A 17,565-nucleotide genomic window follows, 5' to 3' on the forward strand; every position below is an offset into this window, starting at 1 on the left:
CCTGTTAAAATTCGTTAATAAATACTTCGTAGTTACCAATCGCAGCCGATTTAAGTAGCAGCGCCTGCCATACATTAGTGTAGGCAATGTCGCGGTCGGTCTCTGCCCTGTTCAAAGCGAATAATGTCTGGGTAAGATCGACAAGGGTCGTTAGCCCGTTCTTGTATAACGTACTTTTCTGCAGGTAGGCATCTGATGCAGCTTTTACCTGTATTGGTGCCTCACGATAATTTTGAAGGGCGTTATTTAGCTTGGTTTCTGCCAGGAGTAGCTGAGCTTTCAATTGCTGATCAACCTGATTGTATTCTTCTTTCAATCCCTGGCTCGTATATTCCTGTGCCCTTACCTGCGGGTGGTTCCTGAGCAGGCTGCTGATATTCCAGGTCATTCCTATTCCAATCAAATAGTTTCCACGGGTTGGATTAATTCCGTCGGCGTAGCTCGTACTGAATGCCGTCTGGTCAAGTGCATAACCAGAACTAAAGCCTGAGCCTCTGCCTTGTAGCACACCGAAGAGTGAAAAACTAGGGTAATAAAGTTTTTTAAGGTAATTCACCTGCTGCTGACTTACGTCGAACCTGTTCTGGTAGAATTTCAGCAGGGGATGTGCTGATTTACCAGTGGTATCAGTAAGCAGGTTTGATGGTATGCGGGTAATGGAACTGGTATCGAGCTGATAAGAAACCGCACTTGATCCCATTAACACGCTCAGTCTGTTGGCTTGTTCCTGTTCCAGATCTCTGGCCTTTGTCAACGATATTTTTGCTGCTGAAACTTCTGCATTCGCGAAAGAAGAATCCACACCTGGATTCAATCCGTTTTTAGCCCGGACTGTAGCTGTGTTTTTGAAGGTAACGGCCCGAGAAAGGTTTTTTTCCTGCGAGCGTGTAATGCGTTGTGCGGCAAGGAGGTTGAGGTACGCTGCGGAAACCCTGATTTCCTGCTGAAACTTTTCCTGTTCCAGGTCTTGCTGATCTCTCCGGTAAGCCGCATTGGCCACCTGGATGCGCTCCCTTATTCTGCCAAAAGTAAAGAAGTCCCAGTTAACGTTGGCTAGATATAACGCACCAAAGGCAGCATTCCAGTTCTGTTTATCAAGGGCTGGTCCTGATGAAGCTGTCCCGAGGCCGCCAAGTCCGTATTGGGGTCCATTCTGACCATTAATTGTACCAAAATCCTGCTGCGCACTCAGGTTAAGATTAGGCAGGTATTCTCTTTTTGTTTGCTGTATGGTTGCTCTCGATGCATTTGCATAGCTTTCTTTGGCTCTTATCGTGCCATAATTCTTTAATGCGGTATTTACAGCTTCTTTTAACGTTAAGGTTTGAGCGGCACAGTAACCTGATGAAAAAAGAATTAATGAAAGTAGTGGATGAAATAAGAATCTACGCGACATAGTGTATAATTTACACGGCAAATGTAATTTTTCACAGCAATATCAAAGTATGTAGTTCAAATCAAAACTTATTCAAATCAAATAATATTGGAATTGTTACTTAATGATGATTTCAAAATAACAAAGATCGTTATAACGGCAGACTAAACAGGAAGGTACTTCCTTCACCTTCGGTACTTTCTACCCATATCTTTCCACCATGACGCTGAACAATTTCAGCACTCAGGTATAGGCCAATACCAAAGCCAGATATCGTTTGGTTGCTGCCAACTCTATAATAGCGTTGAAATAACTTTTTCGCATCATCGCCGCTGATTCCGATACCTTGATCAGCGACGCTCACCGTTACTTCATTCCCGGTAATGTTACAGCTGACATGAACAGCTGTGCCTGCTGCTGAGTATTTTATTGCATTACTTAACAGATTGGAAATAACGTTGCCGATTTTATCCCGGTCGGCATTAATGGTAATGTTTTCTTTTACTGATAATGTAATGGTGTGCGAATATTGAATCAGGTCGCTTTCTTCAACCATTTCAGCAAGGAGCTTGTTCAGGTTGAATTCAGCTTTCTGAATGACAAGCTGTGCAGATTCTAACCTCGAAACATTCAGAAATCCATTGATCATGGTGGTCATTTTTCTGATCTGATTTAGTGTTTTATCCAGGGCGAGCAAAAAGTAATCGTTACTTTCCTTTTTTGCTTTGCTTTGCAGAACCTGTACAAAGCCGTTTATAGCCGTTAAAGGCGTTTTTAGTTCATGGCTCACCATTCCAATGAAATCATTTTTACGTTGCTCATCTCTTTTGAGATCAGTAATATCAATGCATGAACAAATGTAGCCTTCAAATGATCCGTCTTCATTAAACCGCGGAGGGCCTTTGGCCAAGAGCCAGCGATAATCACCCTCTTTATTCAAAATTCTGAACTCTCCGGTAAAAGGAATCTGTTTTTCAAAAGCGGAAAGGTAAGCTCCCCAAAACAGGTCTTTATCTTCCGGATGAATGAGCTTAGTCCATTGCGTGCCTAACAGCTTGTTCATTTCAATCCCGGTAAGATCTATCCAAGCCTGGTTAAAGTACACTGCGTCTCCAGTTTCATCACCTACAGAAATCAGCACATCGGTACCTTCAGCCATCGTTCTGAATCGTCTCTCACTTTCCTCAATTTCATTGCGGTGTTCCACCTCCTGAGTAATGTCGATGATGACACCAATAAACTTTCCGGATTTGGCTTCTGTAGCGCTAATACTCTTGCCAACTACCCGGATCCATCTGATCTGGTTGCCAGACTTGGGAACAATAGGGTATTGCACATCATAAGGTAGTCCATTGAGAATTGCATCTTTCCTCGCCTGTTCGATCACCGGAAGGTATTCAGGCACAACCGTTGCTGTGATTTCGTTCCAATAGACATCTCCATCAGGTTCAAGCCCATAAAATTCTCTGGCTCTTGCAGAAATATTAAACTTTCTGCTGGATAAATCTACACTGTAGGTTCCTAAATTACCGGATTCCAAAGCCAGTCGCAGACTTTCTTCAGCGTTGCTTAGTGCTTCGTTATTTTTGAAAAGGTTTTCCTGCGACTCCTGCAATTCCTCGTTTGTTGCTGCCAGCTCTTCGTTTGTAGCAGCCAGTTCTTCATTGGAAGCTGCGAGTTCTTCTCCGATTACCTGAAGGTCGAAGCGGTTGGTTTCCAGTAGTTTTCTGTTTTCTACGATTTCCGTAATATCTATTACTGTTGCCAGAATACATTCCGCTTTTCCCGCATCATCGAAAATTGGATCGTATGAAAAATTAACATAGATCAGTTTGCGGCTACCATCGGTATATGATATGTCTACAGGTACCTCCGGCATAGCAATTTTCTTGCCTGTCTTAAAAACTTCCGCCAGCAAAGCGGGAAATTGCTGCTCGTGAAGTTCGGGAAATACGTCGGTTATTTTTCTTCCAACGGTTTGCTCACGACTTCTTTGCCAGATGTGCAGCATGTGAGGATTAGGATGTTCAATAATTAAATCATCTCCGCGCAACAAAGTCATGGCAACAGGAGTGGTTTGAATAATATTCTCCAGGAGATGCCGATTGGATTCCAGGTCTTTCGTGCGTAAAGCTATCCGTTCTTCAAGTTCAATATTGAGGAATTCAAGGTCTCCCTGCGATTGACTTAATGCCTCATTTGCACTCAATAGTTCTTCCACACTTGCCTGTAACTCTTCATTTGAAGCCGCAAGCTCTTCATGTGTTTCGGCCAGGGCCATATTTAAATCTTCTTCACGTTTTAAAGAAGAATTCAGTTTTCGTTCACTTAAAATCTGTTCAGTAAGGTTGCGGTTGTTTGTAATTAACAGGTCAACCTCTCCGGTAGCATCCAGCACCGGAATAATTTCAATCTGCCACCAGCTGTCCTCTTTTTGAGATCCCTCTGTTGTTGGGATCTGGTATTGGAAAACAGGAAGTTTAAGGTTTTTTTTATCTCCTGTAACAGTTAATAAACCCTCTGAGAGCAGCATTTTCGCTACAGGAGAATCGTTATCGGGATAAGCTTCCCACAACGAGAGTCCTGTTAAATTTCTGCCATGGTTATGGGTACTATCATCATAAGCCTGATTATATGCCAAAATAGTAAAATCCGGCGCATTGGCTTTCAATACAACTCTGGGTATATCAGTTTCAAAAATAGCCTTAAACAAGGGAGAATTTAAATCGTTCATTAATTGGGGGGATGCTTACAAAACTTTAACGAATATAACATCTTCATACAAATTATTCTATATCATTCAAACACTTTCACCTTGTACGGGGATGGAAGATCGGCTTTTCAGGCGGCTGCAGGATAATTTTTTATGTATCTTAAAACGGATATGAACGTATTGCTGATGCATTTGGTTTTATTTACTTTGATTTTTCGTTTGTATCTATTTGGTATACAGTTGTTAATGCAGGTGCCGTTTAAAATTAACTTTGAGATTACAGGAACAATCATCTATTCACATATTTTTGACCGCGTTTTTGAATAACACATAAAAGGAAGAACGAGCCGAACAAATGAAATACTTAGTCAAAGAAATAAGTGAGGGAAATTGTGACATCACCTTATTGCCGGAAAATTTAAGCGACAGGAATTTATTAACTGAACCAAGGGAGCGCGCAGAGAAAGAACTTCAGTTTCATTTTGAAGATGCACTCAGGAATGAACTGCATCAAAATGCAGCTTTCGTTTCTTTAAATTTTGAGGAGAGCAATTACCCGAAAAGGGTGAATGTGAACTATCAGATTATTGAAAATTAACAGTTAAAGGCTTCCAATAGGAAGCCTTTATTGTTTTACGATTGCTTTTGATCAGATCCCTTAAAAATTACATGCCGCGGGCATATCGATAGTGAGGTTATAGCTGGTTTGTTCAATTTTCTGGTTCACTTTATAAGTGTCGCCACCATATACAATCTGAAAATCGTAAGTTTCATTCAGCTGTAGTAAATTGGTTGTAATATTTCCCCTTTCCATATAACCCAGATACTGGAAAGCGTCGACTGAACCTGTTTTTTTAAAGTAAATATAAACGCTTGGCCTGATTTCAATATCTGTACGGCTTGGGCACCTTCCGGTAAAGGTTAGAGAAGTATTGTTATAAACGGGCGGTGGTGGGGTTACTATTGGCGGTGTGGTTGAACCGGTTTTTGTAATCGGAATATTGATTACCTGTTGTTTCTGGGACGTGGTAAATGTAATTTGTTTAGTAGCCGTGTTATATCCACTGGAAGCTATGCCAACATTGATGGTAATCGGATTGTTTTCTGCAGGTACTACATTCGGCTGTAAGCCAATGGTCACCATGCCTGAAGTAAGGCGGATGTCTTTCTTCCCTGACAGTTCATAAATGTTTGATGCCTGGTCGCCCGAGATGGTAATGGTAGTATTGGCTGGTGCGGGTGCGCCGGTAGAGGCGTCAGTAACATTAATCATTGCCGTATATTTGATTACATCCGTATCCACTACAATTTTAATATTTTCTGTAGGTTTCTTACATGCCGACAAGATCAGGAGCATCAAAACCACGGGAGTTATTCTTGCTGTTGACATAATTAATTATTTTTAAATTTATAACTGAAGTTCACCTGAATGGCAGGAAGCCAGCGGTAGTCTTTAATGTTTGACTGAAACTGTGGTGTTTGTGAGGAGTTCCCTTCCAGCAATCCTGTTCCGGTAATGTCGGCTTTCGGTTTAGTAAGGTAATAGGTGCCCAAATCAACGCTCACATTGAAATTTTTCTTCGGGAAAGTATGAGCCAGTGCAATCCCTAAATAGGGTGCAAATCCCTTCCAGTCTACCGTGAGGTCAACATATCCGATCTGATCCTCGTTTAGCACCAGGTCGCCATATTTGTAATCATCAGACGGGATTACCCTGATATCGCCACGTGCTTTCAGGAAATAAGCAAAGCCGCCTACAACTCTAAACCATGAAAGGTTTTTCGAGGGTACATAGTCGGCCAGTACATGAATATTATAGAAATCGGCCGACAGATTGGAGGTGGAATTAAATCCTGAAATTTTGAATACATTATTGGCTTTAAGGGGTATGAAATTCAATCCTCCGCGAAGCGCCAGTTCGGGCAACACGCCGTAAACATATTCGGCGCCTATCCCCTGGGTACCCAGATTTAACTGAAGTGATTGCTGTCCTTTTAAAGATTGGAAACTGCTATCGGTTTGGGCATTGGTTTCTTTACAAATTAAACCAAGCAATAAAAAGGTTACGAGTGATCTTCTTTTCATGGTAAACAGTAATTAGCTCATTAATAACGCTGTAATGACTAGCAAATTACTGGGATAACACTTTGCAGAATAAATGGTTCTATTTTATTTGTATTGAATATAATGAATAACAGATCAATTATCAAGAAGGATATCACCAAAGAACCCATGGTAGATAGATTACTTAGTGTGCTTTCGCCATCAGCATTCCTGCGATGAGTCCCATGATCATTGGAATCATGAAAAAAGAAATGAGTATGAGCACACTTCTTAATAAACGACCTTTTGCACCGTATGCGCTTTTAGAGAAAAACTGATAATAGAACCATATACTGTAGATAAATCCAAAAACAGCGGGGATCATGATACACAATACGATCAATACCTGTTTATTAGCGTAAAAGATGGATACGACAGATCCAAATAAGTTAAACAACATTTCCGGAATAATCCGGTAAGAATTCATCACCAGATGCTCAGAATAGTTAAACTTAGCCTTTTTGAACCAGAGGAAACTGAGTAATGAGTAAATTGGAATGGTAACGATGAGATAGAGTTTTGGATAGCGCGAGATCGTTTTTTCAAACTCATTCGTCATGGCTTTACTCACTTCAGGTACCAGATCTGTAGCCGTAATATGGATATACGGAGCCAACAGACCTGATACCGTAAGAATGAGCAGGATGAGCGTTATAAAACTAAAGTATGGGACACGTTTGCCCTCAATAAATTCTCTGACACTGTTTCCAGGTCGCGTAAAAAGTTCTTTTAAAGTAAAAAAAATGCCTTTGTCTACATGCCATACACTATGTACGAAGTCGTGCAGCAGGAAATGTTTAATGGAATAACGGTGCGTACTCGATTTCTGCCCACAGTTTGAACAATAATTTTGTGATACAGGCGAAGCGCAGTTCAGGCATTCTGACGACATCATGATGAAATTAATTTCGCTTTTTAATTTCGTTGTTGATCTGAGTCAGGCTAATCACCGTTGGCAAAAATGTTAGCGGACAAGCCACTGCAATACCAGTGAGGCTGACATTATGTGTTTTCACAGCAAGATAGATGAGGGTAACGCTACTGATCAGCATCACAATACCTAAACCCAGTACAATCCCGGTAATTGTCTTTTTTCTTTCTTTTAGCTCGTCGAGCGTGAATTCTGAGAGCGCTTTGCCTTTTTTCATGTTTTGAGTCTGTTGGTCCTGGTTAATCAGATGAGCGGTTAAATCACCTTCTGATGCAAATATAAATACTTATCACCAAAAGGTGATAATAAATTTAAAAATGATTGTGTATTTTGAGCACATTATCAAAAACGTTTATCAATGGAAGAAAAACCAGAAGCAGGAAGCCAGCGAAACAAGGCCAGGAGTAAGCAGCGATTTTTAGATGCGGTTGGAGAAATTATCAATACGGTAGGTTTCTCAGGACTGAAGGTAAATGATATTGCGCGTGTTGCCGGGTTGGATAAAAAGCTGATGTATAACTATTTTGGCGGACGTGATGAGCTTATTGATGAATATATCCGTACGAAAGATTTCTGGACGAATGTGAAGGGGGAGGAAAATCCTGTTCCAACCGACGGCGGAAGGGCGTTTTCAAAATCGATGCTTCTATCTCAATTTGACTATGTTTTTAAAGATGAGGAAATGCAAAAGATTTTACTTTGGGGATTGTTGGATGACAGAAAAGAACTTAAAAAACTAGCCCAGGCTAGGGAAGACAGCGGGGCTTTGCTTTTTGAATCAATAACGGACCCTCATTTTGGCGATCAGGCAAAACGTTACCGGGCGGTAACGGCCCTGATGGTGGCCGGCATTTACTATCTGGATATTTATGCCAGTACCCAAACGACAACTTTTTGCGGCCTCGATCTTAAAAGTAACGAGGGGCGACGAGCCGTTGAAGAGGCCATCTCCTTTCTCATTGATAAAACCTATGATGCTAAATAAGCTGATTATTCCCTAAACAGTTTCAATTTCAAAAACATTGATCTGTTATTGCGGTTATTTCTTAAATCCAGTTTATAAGCGTAACAACAAATCAATGAAACACTACGATGCAATTATCATAGGCGCAGGGCAGGCTGGCGTTCCCCTGGCCAAAAAACTTGCGCTTGCAGGCAAAAAAACAGCTATAATAGAAAAAAGAATGATTGGTGGTACCTGTATTAATGATGGGTGTACCCCAACGAAAGCGATGATCGCATCTGCCCGGATGGCCTATCAGGCCAGGAAATCGGGCGATCTTGGAATAGAGACTGGCACTGTCAAAGTGGACTTCAAAAAAATTATCAAGCGCAAAGATCAGATTGTAGCTCAATTTAGAAAAGGTGCTGAAGATGGTTTAGAATCCACAAAAGGATTAACCATTTTGATGGGCACTGCTAAGTTTACCGGAAAAAAAGAACTTTTGATTACGGGTAAAGACGGAAAGGAAGAAAAGGTATCAGGCGAGTTGATTTTTATCAATACCGGCGCAGAGACGGCAATTCCTGCTATTGAGGGTTTGCCCGAGAGTCATTATCTTACCTCAACCACGATTCTGGAACTTACAGCAATACCTGAGCATTTGGTTGTGATCGGTGGAAATTACATTGGACTGGAGTTTGGACAAATGTTCAGCCGTTTTGGTAGCCAGGTGACCATCATCGAGAAGTCGGACCGGATTCTGGCAAAGGAAGATCAGGATGTTTCCGAATCACTGACAGAAATACTGGAAAAGGAGAAGATAGCGATATTCACATCGGCTGAAATTAAAAAGGTTAAGGTAAACGGTAAATCCTCACTCGAGGTTGAAGTAGAAACTAAAGGTAAAAAAAGTAAGTTCAAAGCGACCCATATTCTGGTTGCCGCGGGCCGCACACCTCAAACCCGGCATTTGGGGCTGGATGCATGTGGGGTTAAAACCGATGAGAAAGGGCACATCCTGGTTAACGATAAGCTTGAGACCAATATCAAAGGGATTTATGCGCTGGGCGATGTAAAAGGGGGACCTGCATTCACGCACATTGCGTATAATGATTATACTATTGTTTATCGTAACCTGATAGAGGGTACTGATTATTCGATAAAAGACCGTCCTGTTCCCTATTGCATGTTCACCGACCCGCAATTGGGTAGGATTGGACTTTCGGAAACGGAGGCACAGGAGAAGAAACTTGATTATCAGGTTGCCGTGCTGCCGATGTCGTCAGTAGCGAGGGGAATCGAAACTAACGAAACGCAGGGCTTAATGAAAGCGGTAGTTGATACAAAGACTAAAAAAATACTTGGAGCTGCTATTCTTGCATCGGAAGGAGGAGAGATCATGTCGGTATTGCAGATGGCGATGGAAGGTGGTATCACCTACGACAGGATCCGTTATTGTGTATTCGCACACCCCACTTATTCAGAATCACTGAATAACCTTTTTATGAAAATTGAAGACTGATGATGATTGAGCTAAACGGGGTAACTAAAACATATGGTTCTGCAAAGGCTGCAAACCAGGTTACTTTTAAGGTAGCTGAAAGAGAGAACCTGGTTTTGCTTGGTACCAGTGGTTGTGGCAAAACCACAACGCTGAAAATGATCAACCGGCTGATAGAACCGGATGAGGGGGAAATCCTGATAAATGGAAGCCCTGTTCATCAACAGCGGCCTGAAACGTTACGGCGTAGCATTGGTTATGTGATGCAGCATATCGGATTGTTTCCACATTATACGATTGAAGAAAACATAGCGGTTGTACCGAAGTTACTGAAATGGGAGCAGCAGAAAATTAAAAGCAGGATAGCCGATCTGATCGGGAAGCTTCATTTGCCAGAAAATATACTCCATCTTTTTCCGGCTGAGCTGAGCGGCGGGCAGCAGCAAAGGGTGGGTCTGGCCAGGGCACTGGCTGCCGATCCACCTGTTTTATTGATGGATGAACCTTTCGGAGCACTTGATAATGTTACCCGTTCCAGTATTCAGAAAGAGTTCCTTGAGCTGGAAGAATTACAGCAGAAAACTATTGTGATGGTTACCCATGATGTTGAAGAGGCTTTTATTTTAGGCGACCGGATTTGTTTAATGGACAAAGGATCGGTGGTTCAGACGGGCAGCCCGAAAGCGCTTCTTTTTAAGCCTGTGAACGAGTTCGCGCGGACTTTTCTGGATAGCCAACGCCTGGCGCTGGAGTTTAAAGTAGTTACGCTATATGATATCTGGAAGAGTTTGCCCGATGACAGGGCAAAGGGAAATTATAATATAACGGTAGATACCAGTGTTTGGCATGCGATGGAGAAGCTTCGCTCAGGTGAATTCAGCGAACTTCAGGTGGTTAGCCCGGAGGGGAAAACCAAAACATTTAATCTGGAAGATTTAGTCAGGGCATTCAATCAATATAAAACTTCCGGAAGCTATGAATGATCAGCAACAAAACCTTTGGCAATTTATGTCGATGGAATCGGATAAACTGCTCAGTCAGACCTTCCAGCACATCGGTTTAACCTTTATATCGTTGCTGCTGGCAGTGGGTATTGGGTTACCCCTGGGAATTTTTATTGCCCGTAAAAGACGTTGGTCGGGTCTGGTGCTCGGGGTTGCGGGCGTATTGCAAACGGTACCCAGTATTGCCTTGCTCGGCTTTATGATTCCGGTTTTGGGAATCGGCGCGAAACCTGCAATTGTAGCCTTGCTGATTTATGCGTTACTTCCGATCATCCGTAATACTTACACAGGTATTATCGGTATCGATCGCTCCATCACCGAGTCTGCAAAAAGTTTAGGGATGAGCCATTCTCAAATGCTTTTTAAGGTAGAATTGCCTCTAGCTATGCCGGTAATACTAGCGGGTATCCGGACGGCAACGGTTATTAATGTGGGGGTAGCTACCCTGGCATCCTATATTGCTGCGGGCGGGCTGGGTGAGTTTATTTTCGGAGGAATTTCGTTGAACAACAGTAACATGATTCTGGCCGGAGCCATTCCTGCAGCTTTGCTGGCTATTGTACTGGATACGCTGCTGGCCCTCATGCAGAAGATGAATGTCAGAAAGCTTCGGAAGGCATTGGTTGCTTTTCCTGTTTTGGTTATTTTGTTAAGTGCTTTCTATATTCTGCCATCCGCTTATGGTTCTGCATTAACGGCGGGCTTTACGCCTGAATTTATGGGACGCCAGGATGGGGATCTGGGACTGAAATCGGCTTACGGACTCAAGATCAGAACGGTAGTGATTAGTGATGCGGTGATGTATAAAGCGGCTTATTCAAAAGCGCTCGACGTGATTAGCGGATATTCCACAGACGGCCGCCTGAAAGCATTCGACCTTAAGATTCTTAGAGATGATAAGGGCATTTTTCCACCTTATTATGCTGCGCCCATTGTGAGCGAAAAAGCACTCCACAAATTTCCTGAACTTGAAAGCACACTGAATCTCCTGGCAGGAAAGATTACCGATTCGGTGATGACAGAATTAAACTATCGTACAGATTACCTTCATCAATCGCCCGCCAGGGTCGCCAGGGATTTTCTGATCCGGGAGAAACTTTATCGTAGTCAAAAACAAGCCGGTGCAGAGACTGTAAAAATCGGTTCAAAGATTTTCGGTGAGCAGTACATTCTGGCCGAGATTTACAGCATGCTGATTCGCGGTTATACCCGCTATGGGGTAGAAACTAAAACCGGACTTGGCGGAACTAAAATCTGTTTTGATGCCCTGACGAATAACCAGATTGACTTCTATCCCGAATATACCGGAACAGGCCTGCTGGCCATCTTAAAGCCTGATGGAAAAACCATAGCGGCGATTACCGGAGATAAGGATAAAACCTACAAATATGTGCAACAGGAGTTTTTAAAAGAGTATCAGATCAAATGGCTTAAACCTATTGGTTTTAATAATTCTTATGCTTTAATGATGCGGCAAAAACAATCGAAGGAACTAAATGTTAATACCATAACAGAACTTAAGAACCATCTCGATAAAAATTAATGAGTCTTATTGAAAAATATCAGCGTATCAGGAAATACTCTGAGCAGCTTTGCGCGCCATTGCAAACTGAAGATTATGTGGTGCAGCCTATTGCGGATGTTAGTCCTCCCAAGTGGCATTTGGGTCACACCACCTGGTTTTTCGAAACCTTTATCCTAATCCAATACAGCCATCAGTATCAGGTTTTCAATGCCGACTTCAACTTTGTTTTCAACAGTTATTACGAAACCATAGGGAACAGGGTAGTCCGCACCGACAGGGGAAACCTGAGCAGGCCAGGTGTTAACGAAGTATATCAATACAGGGCCTATGTTGATGAAGCCATGAGTCGTTTTCTTTCTAACGAACCAACTCGAGAAATAGTAGCGCTTATTGAACTTGGTTTTAACCATGAGCAACAGCATCAGGAGTTATTGCTTACAGACATTAAATACATTTTAGGGAATAATCCCCTGTTTCCGGTTTATGATGATACTGTTGCTGAATCTATCAATCTGATTGAAGATGAAGGTGAAATGCTTCAGGTGGATGAGGGGGTATACGCAATTGGATTTGAAGGAGATGGTTTTAGTTTCGATAATGAACACAACCGTCATCAGGTATATCTGCAGGGCTATTCCATTAGCCAGGCATTGGTATCAAATGGTGCATTTATTCGTTTCATTGAAGAAGGTGGCTATCAGAACTTTAACTACTGGCATGCCGAAGGCTGGGACTGGGTTAATAGTCAGCATATCATTGCCCCCTTGTACTGGTATAAAATTGAGGGCAAGTGGTTTCACTACAGCCTGGGCGGTTTAAAAGAGGTTAACCTCAAGGAGCCGGTAACCCATATCAGTTATTATGAAGCTTATGCTTTTGCGAGCTGGAAAGGGATGCGGTTACCTACTGAATTTGAGTGGGAGGTTGCTGCCAGGCAATTGAACTGGGGCGAAAGATGGGAATGGACGGAAAGTGCTTATTTACCTTATCCGGGTTTTAATAAAGCGCCGGGAGCTATAGGCGAATACAATGGTAAATTTATGGTGAATCAGAAGGTATTAAGGGGCGCATCTGTGGCAACACCAGATGAGCATAGCCGTATGACTTACCGGAATTTTTTCCATTCACATCTTCGCTGGCAATATACCGGAATCCGCTTAGCTCAATAAGAACAACAATAACAAAACAAATATTCATCCCTGATTTAGCAAATCTATGATACTCACCACCGAAACAAATACTGAGGTTAACAGTCAGTTTTTAAATGAAACGATTACTGGCTTGAGTGCAAAGCCAAAATATATGCACTCTAAATATTTTTATGACGAGGCTGGTGATTACATCTTCCAGCAGATTATGAATATGGAAGAATATTACCTGACTGATGCAGAAATGGAAATTATGCAATATCAGGCTGATCAGATTGCAAATGTGATATCTGATGGCAATGCGGGCTTTGACCTGATTGAACTTGGGGCGGGGGATGCGACCAAATCTATTCATTTGCTCCGCAAGCTCATTAATAATAAATTGAATTTTCAATACTTTCCGATCGACATTTCAGCGCACGTCATTTCAGATTTAAGTGTGAAGTTGCCTCAGGCGCTGCCCGAATTGCAGTTTACAGGATTGAACGGTGACTATTTTGATATGCTAAAGGCTGCCAATGAGATTTCAGACAGACAGAAAGTGGTTTTGTTTATGGGGGCTAATATTGGCAATATGAACGTTGATGAAGCTGAAGCATTTTGTGTGAAGGTGAAAGCCCTGTTGTCACCCGATGATCTGTTAATTATTGGTTTTGATCTGAAGAAGAATCCAAAGCAGATTCTTGATGCTTATAATGATAAAAGCGGCATTACACGTTCATTTAATTTAAACCTTTTGAACCGCATCAACCGCGAGCTGGAAGGGAATTTCAACGTGGATCATTTTGAGCATTATGCCAGTTACGACCCTGAAACGGGCGAATGCAAAAGCTATTTAATTAGCCTGGAGAACCAGGTGGTAAACATCGGCGAACACGCTATTCAGTTTCAAAAAAACGAGTATGTTTATATGGAAATTTCACAAAAATATGCCATTGCAGAAATTGAAAGGCTGGCACACCGGTCTGGATTTAAAGTGCAGCAATATTTCTTCGACAGCCGTCAGTATTTTGTAGATGCGATATGGAAGGTTGCTTAATCATGATCAATAGTTATGGAACACGAAAACATATTAATCACCGAATTAAAAAAGCTTATCAATGGTGGTACAGCCCATGCGGGTTTTGAAGATGCTGTTGCTGATTTACCTTTTGAATTAACAGGTGAACGCCCCTATGGCTTGCCTTACAGTATCTGGCAGCTGGCAGAGCATATACGGATTGCACAATGGGATATGCTCGAATTTAGCAAGGATGGAAATCACCAGTCGCCGAAGTGGCCGGAAGAGTATTGGCCCAAAGAAACCGCACCGGCAAATTCAGAAGCCTGGGAAAACTGTTTGAAGCAAATTGACCAGGACAGAAAGGCTTTTATCAATCTGATTGATACACAAGATTTATTTGCTTCCATTCCACATGGTACTGGTCAGAATATTTTACGGGAAGCCTTACAGGTAGCGGATCATAACGCTTACCACATTGCTGAAATCATTGTGGTGCGCAGATTACTGGGTGCATGGAAATCATAACAACAAAAAAAGGGCTTCCTTACTATGCTTTCTTTATTTATAGATAAATTTGGATACCTAAAATTTATTTTAAGAAGCCTATGTCTGTTATCTATTCAAGTCCAACCATTGTAATCAAACAGTTTGCTAAATCAGAGGAGTCACTTTTTTGCGATTTTTTCAATGACCCGGAAGTGATGCGTTATTTACCAGCATTTAGTATCAGCGACTACAAAGCGTTGTTTGCGAAAGTGTTTGATGATTATGAGCATGGTCCCTTTGGCCGCTGGGGTGTATTTGATGCGATAACCGGTGCCTGCATTGGGAACTGCTTGCTGAGGGTTTTTGCAGAGGATTCATCGGCCTATGAAATCGGGTATAGCATTGCCAGAGCTTACTGGGGTAAGGGCATAGGCAGCGAGATTGCGGCCGCACTTGTGGCCTACACTTTTTCACACACAGAGACTGGAGATCTGACGGCGCTTACTCATCCTGATAATATCGGATCGCAGCGGGTATTGGAGAAAGCCGGATTTGTCCGTACGGGCAATATTGTAAGGCGTGGGGCTGATCTTTACTTCTTTGTTTTAAAGCGGGGCAAGATGGAAGGCAAAAAATTTGAGATGGGGTGATCGACTTTTCATAGGTAACGGATTACAAAGACTCCCAGACAAATTCATATCAAATTCGGGAAAAGTTCGGGTGGTAATCGGGGATTGTTTTGGTGCCGGCTGAAGGATTTGAGGCGGCATCCTGCAGACTTTGGTCAAGGAAATGGCTGTTTTTTCGGAGCCTTCCCGCAGTTGCGTCGAAGTTTTCCCGGAGTTCTCTGCCAGTTGGTGTAGACTGGAGGTAGAGAAAAGGTAGACTGGAGGTAGACTTGACGTGGACTTTGGAAAATTTTTTTGAATTTTTTGGAGGCAGGGAATTGGGGTATCCCTTGATTTCACTAAATTAATAATTTTTCTTCGCAAAACAGCCACCTGCTAAAAAAGCGCTATTTGCATCTGATTTACCGGATGGCTGCCTGTTCAATGATAATTTGATCAACTGTTTCTACACTATTCCATAGGCATTAGACTGGCCACCATCAATGGCGATGATCTGACCATTTACATAACTGCAATTTTCGCTCATCAAAAACACCACAAGTTTCCCCACTTCCTCTGGTAAGCCCAGTCTTTTGGTTGGATTGGCCTGTGCATATTCTGCTTCTGCTGCCTTTGGATTTTCGGGATTTACCTGTTTAAAGGCATCTGCCACCATTGGTGTAAGGATAGCACCCGGAGCGATGGCATTGGTCAGTATGCCAAAACTTCCATATTCAAGAGCAGTATTTTTGGTGATTCCGGCTACAGCATGTTTGGTGGCTACATAGGCAGTCTGGTTTTTTACACCTCTGATTCCACCCACTGAAGCGACGTTTACAATACGGCCGTATTCCTGCTTCTGCATCACCGGAATGATGTATTTGAGTCCGTAATACACCCCCATCAGGTTGATGTCTACTACTTTTTTAAATACTTCCAGATCATATTCCGTTAAGGGTGCCTGTTTGCCTTCAATTCCTGCATTATTGTAAAAACCGTCTATACGGCCGTAGGTTGCTACGGTTTCATCTACATAATTTTTAACTGCTTTTTCATCCGAGACATCGGCAATCGTTAATAGTATTTCTACTTCCGGATGTAAGGCTTCAATCTCTTTCTTTGCTTTTTCAAGGAGCTCGCCATTATAATCAATCAGCGACAATTTTGCGCCTTCTTTGGCTGCTTCTACTGCTGTTGCATATCCCAGGCCCATGGCTGCGCCTGTAATTAATATCACTCGATTTTTAAGGGTTTCCATATTCTCTTTTTATTATAAACTGATTTAATCAGACTAAGTTGAGGGGAATACCATCAAATGATCAGCACAATCCGGAGTTTGATTAGCACTATTTGAACATTTTGGTTATTTTACGGTGATGCGACTTTCCTCAGGAGTTCCTGCTGGAATGCTTATGGGGTAAGACCGGTACGTTTTCTAAAAAAACGGGAAAAGTAAGATTGGTCATTGAAACCCAGATAGTAGGCTATTTCTTTAATTGATTTTTCACCTTTGAGCAATTCCTTTTTTCCTTCTGTAAGCAGTAGTTTATAACTTAACTCACCAATTGTTGTTGCTGCGTAGCGTTTCATAATTTCATTGGCACGTTTGGTAGTTAAGCCTATTTGCCGGGCATAGAAAGCTGCCGGCTGCTGTTCGGTGTAATGTTCTTCGATCAGTTCTATTAATCGAATAAGCCGCAGATCTTTACTGAGTAGTACAGGAAGCTGGTGGCGGGCTAGGCGGTACAACTGAGTCAGAAATGCTGAAGTGTATTTATGCAACAATCGGTTATCAGCGAGGGTTGAGTATTCTAATACAATGAGCGAGAAAAGGTTATTGAGGTGGTGTTCCAACTCATCCGGGATTTCTATCGCCCGCTTGTTGATGGGCAGGAATAACAGTTTCAACTCTTTTTCTTCGATTGATAAATGAAAGTCGGAAGAGAACACAATTACCCTGGCATCAGGAAGAATATTTGTTGGGATGGAGTGGATTTGATTTCTGGCCAGCAGGTAAACGAGGTTTTTTCGGACAGGATAAGGTTCGAAGTCGATGTAATGCGTTCCCCCATCGGCCGTAAACCAGATTATGGCGTAAAAATTTATCCTGTGGTTAATGGCATGTTCCCCAAATGCAATCCGTTTTTCGGAGGCCAGAAAGTCGATTTCCGGAAGGATATGGAGTGGGATTTGTTTGTGCTTCATCATCATTCGATTACCTTAGA

General features: G+C 42.2%; 17 protein-coding genes. 9 read left to right on the plus strand and 8 right to left on the minus strand.

What is annotated here, in order from left to right; genetic code table 11:
- Positions 1-4: 4 nt before the first annotated feature.
- Both AC570I_RS14275 and AC570I_RS14280 read right to left on the minus strand, forming a co-directional pair.
- Positions 5-1,396, minus strand: a complete 1,392-nt coding sequence (locus AC570I_RS14275) for a TolC family protein (RefSeq protein WP_497405956.1) — start codon at positions 1,394-1,396, stop codon at positions 5-7.
- A gap of 130 nt (positions 1,397-1,526) precedes the next feature.
- Positions 1,527-4,109 (minus strand): PAS domain S-box protein, encoded by a 2,583-nt coding sequence (locus tag AC570I_RS14280; RefSeq protein WP_497405957.1) that lies wholly within the window; start codon positions 4,107-4,109, stop codon positions 1,527-1,529.
- Between the two features lie 334 nt (positions 4,110-4,443).
- On the opposite strand from AC570I_RS14280, the gene AC570I_RS14285 reads away from it, so the two are divergent.
- The gene (locus tag AC570I_RS14285) at positions 4,444-4,686 is read left to right on the plus strand and encodes a hypothetical protein (RefSeq protein WP_047799246.1); all 243 of its coding nucleotides are present in this window, start codon (positions 4,444-4,446) and stop codon (positions 4,684-4,686) included.
- A gap of 60 nt (positions 4,687-4,746) precedes the next feature.
- Here the strand turns inward: AC570I_RS14285 and AC570I_RS14290 are convergent, their stop codons facing one another.
- From AC570I_RS14290 to AC570I_RS14305, 4 genes are all read right to left on the minus strand, one after another.
- Entirely contained in the window at positions 4,747-5,478 is a 732-nt protein-coding gene (locus AC570I_RS14290; protein WP_497405958.1) for a hypothetical protein, read from the minus strand.
- 2 nt (positions 5,479-5,480) lie between these two features.
- Positions 5,481-6,173, minus strand: coding sequence for a hypothetical protein (locus AC570I_RS14295; RefSeq protein WP_497405959.1), 693 nt, complete (start codon positions 6,171-6,173; stop codon positions 5,481-5,483).
- 163 nt (positions 6,174-6,336) lie between these two features.
- Positions 6,337-7,086 carry a DUF3667 domain-containing protein gene (locus AC570I_RS14300; protein ID WP_497405960.1) on the minus strand — a complete coding sequence of 250 codons (750 nt, stop codon included), beginning with the start codon at positions 7,084-7,086 and terminating at the stop codon, positions 6,337-6,339.
- Positions 7,087-7,093: 7 nt separating this feature from the next.
- Positions 7,094-7,339 carry a hypothetical protein gene (locus tag AC570I_RS14305; RefSeq protein WP_497405961.1) on the minus strand — a complete coding sequence of 82 codons (246 nt, stop codon included), beginning with the start codon at positions 7,337-7,339 and terminating at the stop codon, positions 7,094-7,096.
- Between the two features lie 141 nt (positions 7,340-7,480).
- Between AC570I_RS14305 and AC570I_RS14310 the strand changes: the two genes are divergently transcribed.
- The 8 genes from AC570I_RS14310 to AC570I_RS14345 all read left to right on the plus strand — a co-directional run bounded on the left by AC570I_RS14310 (position 7,481) and on the right by AC570I_RS14345 (position 15,382).
- Entirely contained in the window at positions 7,481-8,107 is a 627-nt protein-coding gene (locus AC570I_RS14310; protein ID WP_497405962.1) for a TetR/AcrR family transcriptional regulator, read from the plus strand.
- Positions 8,108-8,201: 94 nt separating this feature from the next.
- Entirely contained in the window at positions 8,202-9,587 is a 1,386-nt protein-coding gene (locus AC570I_RS14315; protein ID WP_497405963.1) for a mercuric reductase, read from the plus strand.
- Positions 9,587-10,549, plus strand: coding sequence for an ABC transporter ATP-binding protein (locus AC570I_RS14320; RefSeq protein WP_497405964.1), 963 nt, complete (start codon positions 9,587-9,589; stop codon positions 10,547-10,549). Before AC570I_RS14315 ends, AC570I_RS14320 begins: the two co-directional genes overlap by 1 nt.
- Positions 10,542-12,113, plus strand: a complete 1,572-nt coding sequence (locus AC570I_RS14325) for an ABC transporter permease/substrate-binding protein (RefSeq protein WP_497405965.1) — start codon at positions 10,542-10,544, stop codon at positions 12,111-12,113. The genes AC570I_RS14320 and AC570I_RS14325 overlap by 8 nt, the downstream gene beginning before the upstream one ends.
- Positions 12,113-13,264 carry an ergothioneine biosynthesis protein EgtB gene (egtB, locus tag AC570I_RS14330; RefSeq protein WP_497405966.1) on the plus strand — a complete coding sequence of 384 codons (1,152 nt, stop codon included), beginning with the start codon at positions 12,113-12,115 and terminating at the stop codon, positions 13,262-13,264. The genes AC570I_RS14325 and egtB overlap by 1 nt, the downstream gene beginning before the upstream one ends.
- A 46-nt stretch (positions 13,265-13,310) precedes the next feature.
- Positions 13,311-14,282, plus strand: coding sequence for an L-histidine N(alpha)-methyltransferase (locus AC570I_RS14335; RefSeq protein WP_316800780.1), 972 nt, complete (start codon positions 13,311-13,313; stop codon positions 14,280-14,282).
- Between the two features lie 15 nt (positions 14,283-14,297).
- The gene (locus AC570I_RS14340; RefSeq protein ID WP_497405967.1) at positions 14,298-14,771 is read left to right on the plus strand and encodes a DinB family protein; all 474 of its coding nucleotides are present in this window, start codon (positions 14,298-14,300) and stop codon (positions 14,769-14,771) included.
- Between the two features lie 80 nt (positions 14,772-14,851).
- Positions 14,852-15,382, plus strand: coding sequence for a GNAT family N-acetyltransferase (locus AC570I_RS14345; protein ID WP_497405968.1), 531 nt, complete (start codon positions 14,852-14,854; stop codon positions 15,380-15,382).
- A 424-nt stretch (positions 15,383-15,806) separates the two neighbouring features.
- Here the strand turns inward: AC570I_RS14345 and AC570I_RS14350 are convergent, their stop codons facing one another.
- Positions 15,807-16,598 carry an SDR family oxidoreductase gene (locus AC570I_RS14350; protein ID WP_497405969.1) on the minus strand — a complete coding sequence of 264 codons (792 nt, stop codon included), beginning with the start codon at positions 16,596-16,598 and terminating at the stop codon, positions 15,807-15,809.
- Between the two features lie 152 nt (positions 16,599-16,750).
- Positions 16,751-17,551: a helix-turn-helix domain-containing protein gene (locus AC570I_RS14355; protein ID WP_497405970.1), complete on the minus strand. Its 801-nt coding sequence runs from the start codon at positions 17,549-17,551 to the stop codon at positions 16,751-16,753.
- Positions 17,552-17,565: the final 14 nt, after the last annotated feature.

It is taken from the genome of Pedobacter sp. A2324 (assembly GCF_059693705.1).